Origin of the sequence: Agrobacterium sp. AGB01 (assembly GCF_014851585.1) — a bacterium.
GTDB lineage: Bacteria > Pseudomonadota > Alphaproteobacteria > Rhizobiales > Rhizobiaceae > Agrobacterium.
Genome location: NZ_JACVAB010000002.1, coordinates 659,747 through 675,688 on the forward strand (window position 1 = coordinate 659,747; position 15,942 = coordinate 675,688).

At 55.0% G+C, this 15,942-nt stretch carries 10 protein-coding genes and 1 tRNA gene; 7 read left to right on the top strand and 4 right to left on the bottom strand.

Going from position 1 to position 15,942, the window contains the following annotated elements:
- Nucleotides 1–71: 71 nt before the first annotated feature.
- Complete coding sequence (locus IB237_RS09835; protein WP_192488455.1) at nucleotides 72–2,162, bottom strand: methyl-accepting chemotaxis protein; 2,091 nt, start codon at nucleotides 2,160–2,162, stop codon at nucleotides 72–74.
- Between the two features lie 341 nt (nucleotides 2,163–2,503).
- On the opposite strand from IB237_RS09835, the gene IB237_RS09840 reads away from it, so the two are divergent.
- Nucleotides 2,504–3,904 carry an MATE family efflux transporter gene (locus IB237_RS09840; RefSeq protein WP_192488456.1) on the top strand — a complete coding sequence of 467 codons (1,401 nt, stop codon included), beginning with the start codon at nucleotides 2,504–2,506 and terminating at the stop codon, nucleotides 3,902–3,904.
- A 79-nt stretch (nucleotides 3,905–3,983) separates the two neighbouring features.
- On the opposite strand, the gene carA is transcribed toward IB237_RS09840, so the two are convergent.
- Nucleotides 3,984–5,189 carry a glutamine-hydrolyzing carbamoyl-phosphate synthase small subunit gene (carA, locus tag IB237_RS09845; protein ID WP_192488457.1) on the bottom strand — a complete coding sequence of 402 codons (1,206 nt, stop codon included), beginning with the start codon at nucleotides 5,187–5,189 and terminating at the stop codon, nucleotides 3,984–3,986.
- 332 nt (nucleotides 5,190–5,521) lie between these two features.
- Between carA and IB237_RS09850 the strand changes: the two genes are divergently transcribed.
- The 4 genes from IB237_RS09850 (at nucleotide 5,522) to IB237_RS09865 (ending at nucleotide 11,791) form a co-directional block, all read left to right on the top strand.
- A complete protein-coding gene (locus IB237_RS09850) occupies nucleotides 5,522–5,971 on the top strand; it encodes a GatB/YqeY domain-containing protein (RefSeq protein WP_192488864.1) in 450 nt (149 codons plus the stop codon).
- A gap of 209 nt (nucleotides 5,972–6,180) precedes the next feature.
- Complete coding sequence (gene dnaG / locus IB237_RS09855) at nucleotides 6,181–8,190, top strand: DNA primase (RefSeq protein ID WP_192488458.1); 2,010 nt, start codon at nucleotides 6,181–6,183, stop codon at nucleotides 8,188–8,190.
- 398 nt (nucleotides 8,191–8,588) lie between these two features.
- Nucleotides 8,589–10,637: an RNA polymerase sigma factor RpoD gene (gene rpoD, locus IB237_RS09860; RefSeq protein ID WP_192488459.1), complete on the top strand. Its 2,049-nt coding sequence runs from the start codon at nucleotides 8,589–8,591 to the stop codon at nucleotides 10,635–10,637.
- A 158-nt stretch (nucleotides 10,638–10,795) separates the two neighbouring features.
- The gene (locus IB237_RS09865; protein WP_210323870.1) at nucleotides 10,796–11,791 is read left to right on the top strand and encodes a DUF930 domain-containing protein; all 996 of its coding nucleotides are present in this window, start codon (nucleotides 10,796–10,798) and stop codon (nucleotides 11,789–11,791) included.
- A gap of 10 nt (nucleotides 11,792–11,801) precedes the next feature.
- Here the strand turns inward: IB237_RS09865 and IB237_RS09870 are convergent, their stop codons facing one another.
- A complete protein-coding gene (locus tag IB237_RS09870; RefSeq protein ID WP_192488460.1) occupies nucleotides 11,802–14,357 on the bottom strand; it encodes an HWE histidine kinase domain-containing protein in 2,556 nt (851 codons plus the stop codon).
- Nucleotides 14,358–14,642: 285 nt separating this feature from the next.
- Between IB237_RS09870 and IB237_RS09875 the strand changes: the two genes are divergently transcribed.
- Together IB237_RS09875 and IB237_RS09880 are read left to right on the top strand one after the other, a co-directional pair.
- Nucleotides 14,643–15,065: a secondary thiamine-phosphate synthase enzyme YjbQ gene (locus IB237_RS09875; RefSeq protein ID WP_192488461.1), complete on the top strand. Its 423-nt coding sequence runs from the start codon at nucleotides 14,643–14,645 to the stop codon at nucleotides 15,063–15,065.
- Between the two features lie 184 nt (nucleotides 15,066–15,249).
- Nucleotides 15,250–15,591, top strand: coding sequence for a hypothetical protein (locus IB237_RS09880; protein WP_192488462.1), 342 nt, complete (start codon nucleotides 15,250–15,252; stop codon nucleotides 15,589–15,591).
- A 166-nt stretch (nucleotides 15,592–15,757) separates the two neighbouring features.
- Here IB237_RS09880 and IB237_RS09885 read toward each other — a convergent pair.
- Nucleotides 15,758–15,833: transfer RNA gene (locus IB237_RS09885), tRNA-Ile, on the bottom strand.
- Between the last annotated feature and the right edge of the window lie 109 nt (nucleotides 15,834–15,942).

A 15,942-nucleotide genomic window follows, 5' to 3' on the forward strand; every position in this document is an offset into this window, starting at 1 on the left:
TCTTTGAGACGAGGGCGCGAGAGCGCATAAAAGAAGGACGTGGCCGCTTTGGTCGGCCACGTTTTGTCTGATCAGGCAGCGTGGCTGTAAGACTTGTGTTGTGTCTGCTGCATGCCCAGTCTGAACTGCGCCAGCAGCTCATTGAGCGATGCCGCTTCCGAGGCAAGGCCGTGGCTGGCGGCGGTCTGTTCTTCGACCATGGCGGCATTCTGCTGTGTGCCCTGGTCGATGGTGTTGATGGCGGTGTTGATTTCCGACAGGCCTGTCGACTGTTCACGGGTGGCAATGACAATCGCATTGATATGGCGGTTGATTTCCTGCACCTGCGTAACGATGGCTTCCAGTGCCTTGCCGGCATTATCAACCAGCGTCACACCTTCCTGTACCTGAGCGGTCGAGGTGCTGATCAGCGCCTTGATTTCCTTCGCGGCCGTCGCAGAGCGCTGCGCCAGTTCACGAACTTCCTGCGCAACCACCGCAAAACCCTTACCGGCTTCCCCGGCACGGGCGGCTTCCACACCGGCGTTCAGTGCCAGCAGGTTGGTCTGGAAGGCAATCTCGTCGATGACGCCGATGATCTTGGAAATCTCGGTCGACGAATGTTCAATGCCTTCCATGGCGCGCACGGCGTCATTAACGACGTGGCCGGACTGTTCAGCATTGTTGCGGGTGCGGTCAACCAGTTTTCCAACTTCTTCGGCGCGCTGGGCAGCATCCTTGACGGTGGTTGTAATTTCCTCAAGGGCGGCTGCGGTTTGTTCAACAGACGCTGCCTGCTGTTCGGTGCGGCGGGCAAGGTCATCGGCCGAGTGGCGGATTTCCGTTGCACCGGCATCGATGGCGCGGGCATTCTGGCCAACATTGGTCAGAGCATCGTTGAGCTTGGTGATGGAGTTGTTGAAGTCTTCACGCAGACGGTCAACACGCGCAACGAATGGTGTCGAAATGCGGTATTGCAGATCGCCATTGGAGAGATGTTCAAGGCCCTTTGCCAGTGCATCAACGGCAAACTGAATGTCGGCACTGTCCTTGGCTGCAGTTCTTTCGCGCTGGTCGCGTTCCTGTTCGGACAGTGAACGGGATTCAGAGGCTTCGGTTTCCAGGCGCTGTCTTTCCAGTGCGTTGGTCCGGAACACGGCAACGGCTGCGGCCATCGAACCGATTTGGTCGGTGCGATCCTGACCGGGAATGGTGATGGACAGGTGGCCGGAGGCCAGGTTCTGCATGGCAGCGGTCATCTGTGTCACCGGCGTGATCACCAGTCGGCCAAGCAGGAAGGCGAGGAAACCGATCATGCCGATAACTGCAAGCGTGGTGGCAATGATTGCGGCGACACGGAACTGTGAAATCGAGGCGTAAGCAACGCCGCTATCCACAACAAAGCCGACATACCATTCAACAGACGGCAGGCCGGTGACTGGAATGAAGCTGGTGAGCTTGGCTTTGCCGTCGATTGCCGTTTCAGTGATTGTTGAGGCAATACTTGGCGTTGCTGTCGGGAACAGGTCGGTCAGCGTCTTGTTGACGAAGTTCGCGTCCGGGTGAATGAGTATCTTGCCATCCTTGCTGACCAGGAAGGCGTAACCGTCGGTGCCGACTTCAACCGACTTGATCATCGTCACCAGCGAGTTAAGCGAGAAGTCGCTGCCGGTCACACCAGCCAATTGGCCGTTGATCATGACAGGCGAGGCGGCAGTGATAATCAGGCCGCCTGTCGATGCGTCGGAATATGGCTCTGTCAGCACGGTCTTCTGCGCTTTCACGGCATCCTGGTACCATGGGCGGGTCCGTGGATCATATCCTTCTGGCAAAGGCAATCTCGGCCATGTGGTGAACACGCCGGTCGCGCTGTCGCCAAAATAGGTCGACATGAACTGACCGGTCAGGACATCGTTTTGCAGCACGTTCAGCTTGGCGTTTTCATCTGGCGCTTTGGCCATGGCTTTGGTGACGACATCGGTCAACATCACGCGGCCGTTCAGCCAGTTGGCGATGCTTTGCGCCGCCTGTTTGCCGGCGGCGTCAATGTTGCGGGCAACGGAAGTCGTCGTGGCTTCCCGTTGCAGCGCGTCGATGTAAATGGAAAAACCGGCAAAAGCCGTCACGACAACGAGCGACGCAGCGATAATAATGCGCGTCATAAGGCTAGATTTAATAGACAAGCGCAGCTTCCCTTATAGGTATTCGCGACTTTTGGCCGGATAAACGGACCGAATTCGGAGGGGGAGACAATCATGCCGGGTAACGGCGTTGTATACACGCATCATGCGGGCAAGTTATATGTGGCTGTTTTAGCTTTTGCGTTATTTCAAAACTGTAAATGTAGTTTGACGGTAGCGTGAAATTATTTGCGAACACTCAAGACTGCTTGCTATTTTGATTTTTGCTAGTTTTTTGTGCATTTGCATTGCTTGGTTGCATCGGTAAGCCGAATATTTTATGGATTAGGCCAACGCCGTTTCCCGTTTCCGTGGAAGCGGCTTTTGTTTTGAGAAGGTGCCGCATGTCCTCGTCCGTTGTTTCAGGCAGTGTTCAAACCGACGCGCAATCCTGGTCATCCCATCTGAGAGCCACGCTTGCGCTTGGTGTTCCGTTGATTGGCGCGCAGCTCGCGCAGTTGGGCATTCACACGACGGATATGGTGATTGTCGGTCAGCTTGGCGCGGAAAAACTGGCAGCCATGGTTCTGGCCGGACAGTTCTTCTTTGTGCTGTTTATCTTCGGTTCCGGTTTCTCGATTGCCGTTGTGCCAATGATTGCGCAGGCTTTCGGTCGTGGTGACGTACGTTCGACGCGCCGCTCCCTGCGCATGGGCATGTGGGTTGCCATCGTCTACTGGCTTCTGGTGTTACCATTCTTCATGAATGCAGAGCGTATCCTGCTTGGTTTCGGTCAGAATGCCGAAGTTGCAAGGCTGGCGGGGGATTATCTGGGCATCACCAAGTACGGGCTTCTGCCCGGTCTGTTGTTTTACGTGATGCGTGGTCTGGTCAGCGCCGTCGGCAAGGCCAGCGTTGTCCTTTACATCACCATTCTGACGCTCGTGGTGAATGGCATCCTCGCTTACGGTCTGGTGCTTGGGCATTTCGGCTTACCTGCGCTTGGCATGAACGGTGCCGCAATCGTCGCTGTCATAGTGCAGGCCCTCAGCTTCGTTTGCCTGGCTGCGTTTGTGCAAAGCCGCGAGGAAATGCGTCAATACGAGGTCTTTGTTCGTTTCTGGCGGCCTGACTGGCAGGCGCTGCTTGAAGTGCTGCGTCTTGGTTTGCCAATCAGCGTCACCATTCTGGCCGAGGTGTCGCTGTTCAGTGCCGCGTCCATTTTGATGGGACAGATCGGAACAACAGAGCTTGCTGCCCACGGTATCGCTCTGCAACTGGCCTCGATTGCCTTCATGATCCCGCTTGGTCTGTCGCAGGCAGCAACGGTGCGGGTCGGTATTGCTTACGGGCAGGGGGACTATCCCAATCTGGTTCGAGCGGCGATCATGGTCAGTGCACTCGCCTGCATCATTGCCATTGCTGGCGGTGTCCTGTTTGCCGCAGCACCGCAATATCTCAGCCGTTGGTTCCTCAATGAACACCTGCCGAATGTACCGGCGGTTCTCGACTATGCGGCGAAGCTGGTGATCATTGCCGGTATTTTCCAGCTGATGGATGGGTTGCAGGCAATTGCCAGCGGTCTTCTGCGCGGCCTGAAAGATGCACGCGTGCCAATGATCATGGCGCTGATTTCCTATTGGCCGGTCGGCTTCCTGCTGGCCTGGGTTCTCGGTTTCCCGCTGGGGCTTGGCGGAGAGGGCGTTTGGTACGGCATTCTGGTCGGACTGACTGTCGCTTCGATTACCCTGTCATGGCGTTTCATCGCGCTGGTGCAGCGGCAGAAACAGGCCATTGCCATCTAAGACATTTTGAAATGCTACAAAAAGAAAGGCCCGCATGATGCGGGCCTTTTTTATAGCTGCTGATTTTAAAAGAGTCGTATCAACGCTCTGCAAGAGCGGCTTCGCCTTTTTTCTCGCGAACGAGATTGACGAAGCGGCGGAACAGATAGTGGCTGTCCTGCGGGCCAGGGGAGGCTTCCGGGTGGTGCTGTACCGAGAACACCGGCTTGCCGACAACGCGCAGGCCGCAGTTTGTGCCGTCGAACAGCGAAATATGTGTCTCTTCAACGCCTTCTGGCAGCGACTTCGTGTCGACTGCAAAGCCGTGGTTCATGGACACGATTTCCACCTTGCCGGTGGTGAAGTCCTTGACCGGGTGGTTGGCGCCGTGGTGGCCCTGATGCATCTTTTCAGTCTTTGCACCAAGCGCCAGACCAAGCATCTGGTGACCGAGGCAGATGCCGAACAGCGGCAGATCGGACTTGATCAGGTCCTGAATGACAGGAACGGCGTATTCGCCTGTCGCAGCCGGGTCGCCAGGGCCGTTGGACAGGAACACGCCGTCGGGCTTCAGAGCCAGAATGTCTTCGGCAGAGGTCTTGGCAGGAACGACAGTGACCTTGCAGTCAAGGCCGGCAAACAGGCGCAGGATGTTACGCTTTACGCCGAAGTCAACGCAGACGACGTGGTACTTGGCATCAGCTTCGCCGAGCGTGCCGTAACCTTCGTTCCATACCCAAGGTGTCTCGGTCCAGACGGAAGACTGACCGGAGGTAGCTTCGATGGCGAGGTCGAGACCAACCAGACCGCTCCATGCCTTGGCTTCGGCCTTCAGCGCGTCGATATCGAAAATGCCGTTCGGGTCGTGGGCGATGACGGCGTTTGGTGCACCGTTCTCACGGATCCATGCAGTCAGTGCGCGTGTGTCGATGCCGCACAGGCCGATGATGCCACGGGCCTTCAGCCACGCATCGAGATGCTTGGCGGCGCGGTAGTTGGATGGGTCGGTGATGTCGGCCTTGAAGATGACGCCAACCGCACCGCGGCGTGCCGCCGGTGTCAGGTCTTCGATGTCTTCATCATTGGTGCCGACGTTGCCGATATGCGGGAAGGTGAACGTAACGATCTGGCCAAGGTAGGACGGATCTGTGAGGATTTCCTCGTAACCGGTCAGTGCCGTGTTGAAGCAGACTTCGGCCTGAACCTTGCCAGTTGCGCCGATGCCAAAGCCTTCAATGACTGTGCCGTCGGCAAGAACGAGCATGGCAGTTGGTTTGCGGGTGGTCCATGGAGTTGTTGCGGTCATATCGTTCCGTTTCCGCCCTCGCGCAACCGCTCACCTCTTGAAAGGTGACGGATCAAGGGCCATCTCTGGTCGCAGGCAAGGGCGCGCGAAATCCTCGCGACAGTACCCTTGATTAAAATCTCGTGCAGGTGCCGGAAAATAGACAAAGCGACGCTGGCGGTCAACCATAGCCTTGTGGATTACGTGGAATTAAAGCCCATGAAATTCAACGGGTTGTGTAATTGATTTGCGGGGTGTTGTTCGCTCGTCTAAGAGAACGCCAAAAATAACACGGAAAAGCGGCCTGACGAGACAGGCAAAACAACGCTTTTCGAAGGAGAATTGAGACCATGATGCGCGATATTTTCGCAAATGAGCTGAAAGAATCGCTGAAGGCAAGGGATGCGCGCCGCACTGGCACCATCCGGCTTATCCAGACGGCGATCAAGGACCGTGATATCGCCAACCGTGGCGTCGGCAAAGACCCGGTCTCGGATGACGAAATCATGCAGATCCTCACCAAGATGATCAAGCAGCGTGACGAGTCTGCCACCATTTATGATGGCGCCAACCGTCCCGAGCTTGCTACGCAGGAGCGTGAGGAAATTGAGGTTATTCGCGGTTTCATGCCGGAGCAGATTCCGGAAGAAAAAGTGCGTGAGCTTTGCCAGTCTGTGATCAGCGAAACCGGTGCAGCCGGTCTGCGTGACATGGGCAAGTGCATGAACGTTCTGAAGGAAAAATATCCGGGCCAGATCGATTTTGCCAAGGCATCCGGCATGGTCAAGGATTTGCTGAAGTAATTTCAGCCAAAAATGTTATTGTGAAAGGCAGGGTATGTGCCCTGCCTTTTTTATTTCCTTCCAGCAGCGTCTCTACCCAAGGAAATCTGCACCGTTATTTCCCTTGGTCCGAAGGAAATGTATCCCCTGTGAATAGTGGGCATTACCTTTCGCCATTGTTGGTATAATTTCCTTAACGCGCTTATATGGAAGGCTTGCCGAGGTTTCAGATGCGCTTTTCGAATTCCTTTCTCGATGAAATACGCGACCGCGTTAACATCTCTGATGTTATCGGGCGGCGCGTGACGTGGGACAGGAAGAAGAGCAATCCGTCGCGCGGTGACTTCTGGGCCTGCTGCCCGTTCCATGGTGAAAAAAGCCCAAGCTTCCATTGCGAGGATCGCAAGGGCCGCTACCACTGCTTTGGTTGTGGCGTGTCCGGTGACCATTTCCGTTTTCTGACCGATCTGGATGGTCTCAATTTCCCTGAAGCCGTGCAACAGATTGCCGATATGGCAGGTGTTGCCATGCCGCAGCCGGATGTGCAGGCTGAGCGGCGCGAACGTGAGCGAGCCTCACTGCAAGACGTCATGGAAATGGCGACCGTGTTCTTTCAGGACCAGTTGCAGACCGCAGCTGGCGCCAAGGCGAGAGCCTATCTGCGCGACCGTGGACTGACAGGCCGTACCATTGAAACTTTTCGGCTGGGTTTTGCCCCGGAAGGGCGCAATACACTGAAGGAATATCTGGCTGGCAAAGGTGTCGGCAAGGATCAGATGGAGGCCTGCGGCCTCGTGGTGCATGAAAACGTGCCGGTGTCCTATGACCGGTTTCGCGATCGCATCATGTTCCCGATCCTGTCATCACGCGAGAAGGTGATTGCCTTTGGTGGTCGTGCCATGTCGCAGGACGCCTTGGCCAAATACCTGAACTCCAATGAGACCGAGCTCTTTCACAAGGGCAATGTGCTTTACAATTTCGCCAGAGCCAGACGCGCCAGCCAGACACCGGGACAACAGTCCGGTGGAACTGTGATTGCCGTTGAAGGGTATATGGACGTTATCGCGTTGCATCAGGCCGGTATTGAAAATGCCGTTGCACCGCTTGGCACTGCGTTGACTGAAAATCAGCTTGAACTTCTCTGGAAAATGTCGCCGCAGCCGGTGTTGTGCTTCGATGGTGATGGCGCCGGTATCCGTGCTGCCAACCGCGCCGCCGATCTGGCGTTGCCGCATATCAAGCCGGGACGTTCGGTCAGTTTCGCACTGTTGCCCGATGGCAAGGACCCGGATGATCTGGTGCGTCACGAGGGGCGGGCACCTTTCGACCGCGTCATGGCAGAGGCCAAGCCGCTGGCAGCGATGATCTGGAGCCGTGAGACGGCAGCCATGAGCTTTGATACGCCGGAAAAGCGGGCCGAACTTGAAAATCGCCTGAAACAGATCGTGACTGTCATTGCCGACGAAAGCGTGCGTCGCCACTATCAGCAGGACATGCGCGACCGGTTGAACGGCTTTTTCCAGCCGCAGTTCCAGCGTGGCCCATCCCAGGGTGGGCAGATGCGCCGTAATGGCGCACAGTCACGTGCAGGTGCTGGCGGGCGTGCTACTGGGGCTGGTGGTGCAGGACGTGGCGGTGCGGCGTCTTCCAGCTTCTCCGATCGCCTTGTGCAGTCAGGCCTGGTCAAGGGATATCAGGCAACGCCTGCGCTGCGCGAAAGCGTGCTGGCCATTACAATCGTCAATCATCCGGTGCTGCTGCTGGAGGAATATGACGAGATTGCCGCCATTGATTATGAAAACCGTGATTTGCAGCGGCTTTGGTCGCAGGTTTTGACCTACGCGGCTGAAAGTGCCGAGCGCCTGTCGCGCGAAGGCATGATGGAGCGGCTTGAGGGCCAAGGCTTCGGTGTGTTGCTGAAGGCGATGGAGCAGCAGGTCCGCAATGCGCGCCTTTGGACGGCGACCGTCGATGCTGCACCTGAAGATGCGCGCGAAGGTTATAATCAGGCGCTGGCCTTGCATAAACGCACCAAAGTGCTGCGTTGGCAGAAAATAGAACAACAGCGTGAGATTGCCGAAGCAACCGAAGCCGGCGATGGTGATCGCGTTGTTCAATTGATGCGGGCGCTTAACGAGGTTCAGCTCGAAATCACCCGAATGGAGAACCAGGAAGCGATTATTGATGGTTTCGGTGTGATGTCCGGACGGGTGAAGGGACCGGCATTTGGACGCAGTTGATAAGAGACAGGCCTTGAGTTCTTCTCTGGGGCTTGTTTTAACCCTTCTATTTCCTAAATAGTGGATAAGTCGGTGACTGCCCGTAAAATGCCTTGTTATTATCGGCTTTTTTGACTTTTCGTGGTCTGTTGTGCCGGAAAGGCTTGACTGGATGAGAAATAGCGGGAATCACCAATTCAGGTAAATAAGGTGGAATGGCCCTTGGTGGATCAGAACGGCATTAGCGAGCACTTCTGCATGCGAACGCATTGTTTGACGCTGACGGCCGTCGTGGTTAATCGGCAATTAAATATCATTCCGTTAGGTGTGTGACAGTGATTCGCTTCACACCTGATGCCTAGCAAGGCAACAGGTATGGAGCGAACGGCATGTTAGCGTCAGGGAAAGCGACGAGATAGATGGCAACCAAAGTCAAAGAAAACGAAGAAGCAGAAAACGAACGCGACGGTGCGACGGACGGTCCGCTTCTCGATCTTTCCGATGACGCGGTCAAAAAAATGATCAAGGCCGCGAAGAAGCGCGGCTATGTCACGATGGATGAGCTGAACTCTGTTCTGCCTTCCGAAGAGGTGACGTCGGAGCAGATCGAAGACACGATGGCAATGTTGTCCGATATGGGCATCAATGTTGTCGAGGATGAAGAAGCCGAAGAAGCCAGCAACAATGATGAGGACGGCGATACCGAAGCGGAGGAATCTGAAGGCGGTGAGCTGAGCACGTCAAGCGGCACGGCACTGGCCACGGCGAAGAAGAAAGAACCGACCGATCGTACAGACGATCCGGTGCGCATGTATCTGCGCGAAATGGGATCGGTAGAGCTTCTGTCTCGCGAAGGCGAAATTGCCATTGCCAAGCGCATTGAAGCTGGCCGCGAAACAATGATCTCCGGTCTCTGTGAGAGCCCGTTGACGTTCCAGGCGCTGATTATCTGGCGCGATGAACTCAACGAAGGCACAACACTGCTGCGCGAAATCATCGATCTCGAAACGACCTATTCCGGTCCTGAGGCGAAGGCTGCCCCGCAGTTCCAGAGCCCTGAAAAGATCGAGGCTGACCGCAAGGCTGCCGAAGAAAAAGAAAAGACCCGCCGTGCACGCGTCAGCGATGACGATGTGACTAATGTTGGCGGTGAAGGCCTGCCACTCGAGGAAGAAGAAGAGGACGATGACGAATCGAACCTTTCTCTTGCTGCGATGGAAGCTGAACTGCGTCCGCAGGTCATGGAAACGCTCGATACGATTGCTGACACCTACAAGAAGCTGCGGAAGCTTCAGGACCAGCAGGTTGAGGCACGCCTGGCCTGTACGGGCACCCTGTCCAGCGGGCAGGAGCGTCGTTACAAGGAACTGAAGGATCAGTTGATCACGGCCGTTAAGTCGCTGTCTCTGAACCAGAACCGCGTCGACAGCCTCGTTGAGCAGCTTTACGACATTTCCAAGCGTCTGATGCAGAACGAGGGTCGTCTGCTGCGTCTGGCTGAATCCTACGGCGTGAAGCGTGACAGCTTCCTTGAGCAGTATCACGGTGCCGAACTTGATCCGAACTGGATGAAGTCGATTGCCAATCTTGTTGCAAAGGGCTGGAAGGACTTCGCACGCGAAGAGAACCAGACAATCCGTGATATCCGTCTGGAAATCCAGAATCTGGCCACAGAAACCGGCATTTCCATTGCCGAATTCCGCCGCATTGTGTCGATGGTGCAGAAGGGTGAGCGCGAAGCGCGTATCGCCAAGAAGGAAATGGTTGAGGCCAACCTGCGTCTCGTTATTTCCATCGCCAAGAAGTACACGAACCGTGGTCTGCAGTTTCTCGACCTTATTCAGGAAGGCAACATCGGCCTGATGAAGGCGGTGGACAAGTTCGAATATCGTCGTGGTTACAAGTTCTCGACCTATGCGACATGGTGGATTCGTCAGGCTATCACCCGCTCGATTGCGGACCAGGCGCGTACCATTCGTATTCCGGTGCACATGATCGAAACGATCAACAAGATCGTTCGTACATCGCGCCAGATGCTGCATGAAATTGGTCGCGAGCCGACACCGGAAGAATTGGCTGAAAAGCTGGCCATGCCGCTTGAAAAGGTGCGCAAGGTTCTGAAAATCGCCAAGGAGCCGATTTCGCTCGAAACGCCAGTGGGTGACGAAGAAGATTCGCATCTGGGTGACTTCATCGAAGATAAGAACGCGCTTCTGCCTATCGATGCTGCCATTCAGGCCAACCTGCGTGAAACAACCACGCGCGTTCTGGCGTCCCTGACACCGCGTGAAGAGCGCGTTCTGCGTATGCGTTTCGGCATCGGCATGAACACCGACCACACTCTGGAAGAAGTTGGTCAGCAGTTCTCGGTGACACGCGAACGTATTCGTCAGATTGAAGCCAAGGCGCTTCGCAAGCTCAAGCACCCAAGCCGTTCGCGCAAGCTGCGTTCGTTCCTGGATAGCTAAAAGCAAAATATCGCACTTGAAAAACCGGCCCTTGTGGCCGGTTTTTTGTTGCGCGCTTTCAAGCTTATGTGAGGCAAAGCACTAACGCGTGGAACGCACGGTATATTGTACGAGATGCCGTCGCACTTTGGCTTGGTTTGCATTATTGATGTTGTGCAATGCAGAAGATTTCAGACAAACAATGGTGGCAAAAAGGATGGACGATCCCGGTATCGGTCGTACTGCACCTTGCTATTGTTGGTGCGTTCTTTCTGCAGTTTCCGGATTTCCCGACCGAAATGGCGGAGCCTGAAAGCATAAGTGTTGATCTGGTGCCGCCAGAGCCGGAACCACCACCGCCGCCACCTGAGCCTGAGCAGAAGCAGCCGGAGGAGCAGGCGCCTCCGCCACCACCACCAGCGGAAGAGGCTGCGCAAAACTTGCCGTTGGCCGCGCTGCCGGACATCCCGATCCGCCCAGAGCCGCAACAGACTGATGTCATGGATAATCCTGGCATCAGTCCTGAAGACGAGGCGTCCGTCTCGGAAGATCCTGCTCAACCGGAAGAAAAGCCAACCACCGAGCCAAACGAGAAGCCGGTTGAGACTGCCGATGCGAAAACGGCACCAGCTGCTGCCAAGGACAACCCGCCGCCGACCGCCGCCGATGCTGAGCTGGCACCGCCTGATCCTGTAAAGGCAGAAGATCCAAAGAAAGCCGAAGAAGTCAAGCCACAGGAGAAACCTGTCGAGCAGAAGTCAGCGGCAGCGCCTCCGACGACCGATGCACCAAAGAAATTAAAGAGTGCCAAGAAGCTTTTGTCAGGTCAGACGATTAAAGATCCTGCCGTACGCTCCATGCTGGGTGATTTGCCACCCAAACGCCGTATCGCGCAGATGTGCAGCATTGAGGCCTTGGCGCAGATCCGTGAGACGCGCGCTGACTCCGATGGACTGCGTGGCGTTGTACCAAATTCGGAAAAGGGTCGTGTGATTACCGGCAATGTGCTGGAGGCGAGTGGTGGTGCGTTTAACATCAATAATCGTTGGTACGATATTACATTTCAATGTGAGGTTGACCTCGACAACTTCAAAGTCACCTCGTTTCGGTTCGACATCGGCAAGACGGCGGTGCCGCAGGCCGATGCCGTGAAGCGTGGTTTATCGGTTTATTGAACCTGACGTCTCAGGCAGTTTCCGCTTTTTGCGACAGTCTGCCAATTTCTGACATGAGGGCATCTTCATCATAAGGTTTTCGGATAACTGGCACATTGGCCAGTTCTGCCGGTACGGCCAGGCTATCAGAATAACCGGTCGCAAACATGAATGGAATCTTGCGTCTCAAGAGTTCCTGGGCGACCGGAATGGATGTGTCCGAGCCAAGATTGATATCCAAAATGGCGACATCCGGTGAGAAGCTTTTCAGCTTTTCCAGTGCCATGCCGGAGGATGTCGCTGTTTCAACGCCGAAGATACCATTGTCTTCCAGCATATTTTCAACATCCATAGCAATCAGCATCTGGTCTTCAACGAGGAGCACTTTCAAAGGTTCACCCTTTTTATGATGGTGTGATGGGGCAGTGTTTTTGGTTTCGCTCGCAACCGGGGCTTCGATTTTTGACGAGGAGATGTGTCGGGCAGGCAGCAGCATCTGTACCTGCAAACCATCCAGCAAATAGGTCGTCGTGCTTTTACCGCCGAGGTCGTAGGGAATGCTGCGATTGATCAGTGCCGTGCCAAAGCCGGTGCGTGACGGCGCAATCATCGGCGTACGCAGCACTTCGCGCCATTCCAGTACGCAATCTCCCACCTCGTTCAGCTTCCAGCTTACGGACAATTGTCCGCCGCTGTGGGCGAGGGCGCCATATTTCGCAGCATTGGTGGCCAGTTCGTGCAGGACCAGCGCCATAACGGAGAAAGCGCGCGAATCGAGGACGATATGCGGGCCGTCCAGGCTGATTGTACCCTCACCAGCGTTATGCGGTGTCAATTCGGCGTCCAGAAGGTCTTTGAGGGCACCACCGCCATCACCACGAATGATCTGGTCGTGGGCGAATGACAGTGCCTGTATACGACCTTTCAGCGAGGTGATGTAGTCCTCTAGTGTGCGACCTTGCTGTTTCGGATTACCCACCAGTGACTTGATAATCGCCAGCACGTTTTTGACGCGGTGGTTCAGCTCCTCGTTCAGCATGCGCTGACGCACCTCGGCGCGTTTGCGCTCGCCTGCCATCAATTCGCTGTGGTGAAAGGCGATTTCCATCAGTGCAACACGTGCGGCTTCGGCAATTTGCCGGTCGGCTTCAGTCCACGGTTGCGCCTGCATCTCCACGGTTTCTTTCCAGATGGCGAAGCTCTTGCGCGGGGTCAGGCGGTCGCCCAAAGGACCTGTATCATAGGATTTTTCCGGATTTCCGGCCCAGTTCAAAGTCTGGATCAGTTCCTTGCGGAAAAACAGCAGGTATTTTTCTTCGACCTGCGAAAGAGGGATGGCAAGCATTCCGGCTGCAACATTGCTGTAAGCTGCTGCTTCCGGATGCTGTTGCGACAGGCAATGACCTGCCCAGATTTTGGCGCCTTCGACCATTGATGTGGTGAACATGATGAGCCCCGGGATCGCATCTTCTGGCGGTGTAGAGCCTTGGCTATACCACTTGCCCTTCAACCAAAGCCCAACCCCATCACATGGCATCAACCGGGTGAAGTCATGGAAACTCTCGACGAGAAGTTGCTCAATATCCGTGTGGTGGGCTGCAACACGCAAAAACGTATCGAGTGCAGCATGCGCCTGATTAGCCGTGTCCAATTTGCGTTTCTGTTTCAGAGCCTGGAGATGCAGGGAGAAAAACTCACCAAACATTTCTGCAGCGATGCGGCCTGGCAGCGACAGCATGCGAGGCGAATAGTGGTGGCAGGCAATAAGGCCCCAGAGCACACCATCTACAATGATGGAGATCGACATGGAGGCCGACACCCCCATGTTACGTAAGTATTCCAGGTGAATGGGCGAAACGCTGCGCAAATGGGCAAATGAGAGATCGAGCGGTTCTCCGGAAGCATCAAGAACCGGGTTTATCGCAACCCGATCGCCGTTGGCATTGGAGATGATGCGCAAGGTGTTTTTCAGGTAAAGCGCGCGAGCCTGCTGAGGAATGTCGCTTGCGGGAAAATATTGCCCAAGAAAACTTTCCAGCTCGCGTTCTTTCGCCTCGGAGATGACTTTGCCCGCGCCGTCGTCTTCAAAACGGTAGATCATTACGCGGTCATAACCGAGCGTGGCTTTTACCAGCTTGGCGGCGCGCTCTACAAATATTTCGATGTTATTGAGCGACTTGATCCGCTCGATCATCCGCTGTGCCAAGTGCAAGGGATGGACTTCATCGCTGGCCGGCTCCAGTTCGATGATTGTAGTAGATTTGTGCCTATGCACGGAAATGTCGAAAATCAGGCCATCTTTGATTTTGACGCCCGGTAATACTGCCGGTCTTTCGCTGCGGTTCATAATGGTCAGCGCGTTGCGCAGGTCATGCACCGCCTGATCACCAAGAATGCTTTCAATCGGCTTGCCGTTCAGGTTCTCAGTTTCACGCAGTATTTCACCACAGTTTTCCGAGTGGCGAATGATGGTGTGCATGGTTTTGTCACAGGCGATCAGACAACCATGGGGCTGTATGAATCCGGGTATATGGATTGGTTCCTTGTCGCAATTGGTCAGATTGACCTGTTTGTCAGGGATATTCATATGCCATACTTTCAAAACGAACCGGAACTGAAGCAATCACGTTGCCGTACGGATATACAGTCGCAATTGATGATTTTTGATGAATTATCAGCGGGAAACGATTGAAGATGGCGTCGGTGCCAGGCGACATAGAGGACTGCCTTCGGTCAAGATTCGATCGTGTCGGGGCAAAAATTCGGTCCAAGGTTTCAGTCGTCACGCGTTTGTCCCGTTATGGAAATTGCCCCTTATGGCCATCAACATTTCCAAAGCATTTAAGTTCCATTTTAAAACAGGAAAAAATACATGCCGCAGAAAACCATAGTGATCTCCACCAGAGGGCAGGGGCTGTACGAATTTACCCGTGAGGCGGCGTCTTTTATACGGGACTGCGGCGGTGAGGACGGGCTGCTGACGCTGTTCGTGCGCCACACATCCTGTTCTCTGCTGATTCAGGAAAATGCCGATCCGGATGTGCAGCGAGATTTGCGGGAGTTTTTTGCCCGCCTTGTTCCCCCATCAAACGACCCTTCCATGCGTTGGGTTGTTCATACGATGGAGGGGTCTGATGATATGCCAGCTCACATCAAATCAGCTCTGACACAGGTGTCCATCGGTGTCCCCGTGTCAGCAGGTCGCATGTCTTTGGGAACATGGCAGGGCATCTATCTTTTCGAGCATCGAGACCAGTCTCACCGGCGTGAAATCGTACTTCACCTATCGGCGTGACTTTTTATTTTTATATGAAAATCAGTCCGTTATTTCGAATTTTCGTCCGAGTTAATCATAATGAACTATAGCTGAACGGACGGTTCTGAATCCGTTCAGCCTGATCTTTCTATGTTCTCTTCAACCGCTTGGGAAATGCGGGATCGTTATTGGTCCAACCCTCAAGGAAATTGGAGAAAACACAATGTTGAATAGTTTTGCAAAAGCCGGTCTGGCAGCACTCATCGCTCTTGGTGGTTTCTCTGCGACCGCATCGACAGCTTCTGCCGGTGGTCCGGAAATTCGTTTCGGTATCTACAACGGCGGTGGCCACGGTGGTGGTCATGGCTGGCAGCGTGAGCGCGATCGTCGCCGCGACAATTGCTCACCTTGGTTTGCAGAAGAAAAGGCAAGCCGCATGGGCTTGCGCCGCGCCCGCGTTGTTGACGTATCGCCACGTCGCGTTGTTGTCGCCGGTTTTGACCGTCACGGCCGTGACCGCGTTATCTTCGCCAATCAGCGTGGTTGCCCGGTTATCCGCCGCTAATCATTTCACAGCATCAGCCGTCTGGTCCACCCGCCCTTGACGGCCTGAAAGGAACGCCTCTTGCTTTGCTCTCACGGGCAGGCACGGGGCGTTTCAACAAATCAGCCCGCAACTTTCCGCACCCCCGTTTCGAGAATACGTGATATCGAAGTGTTCTGGAGAAAGTTGGTGGGCCTGGAGAGACTCGAACTCCCAACCAAGCGGTTATGAGCCGCCGGCTCTAACCATTGAGCTACAGGCCCACTGAGCAACACGTGCTCATGTACGCCGGATGCAATGGTTCATATCGGCGCAAAAATGGCTCTAAACCAATTTGCGGGAACCTACAAGCCATTGCCGTAAAGGCTTCAC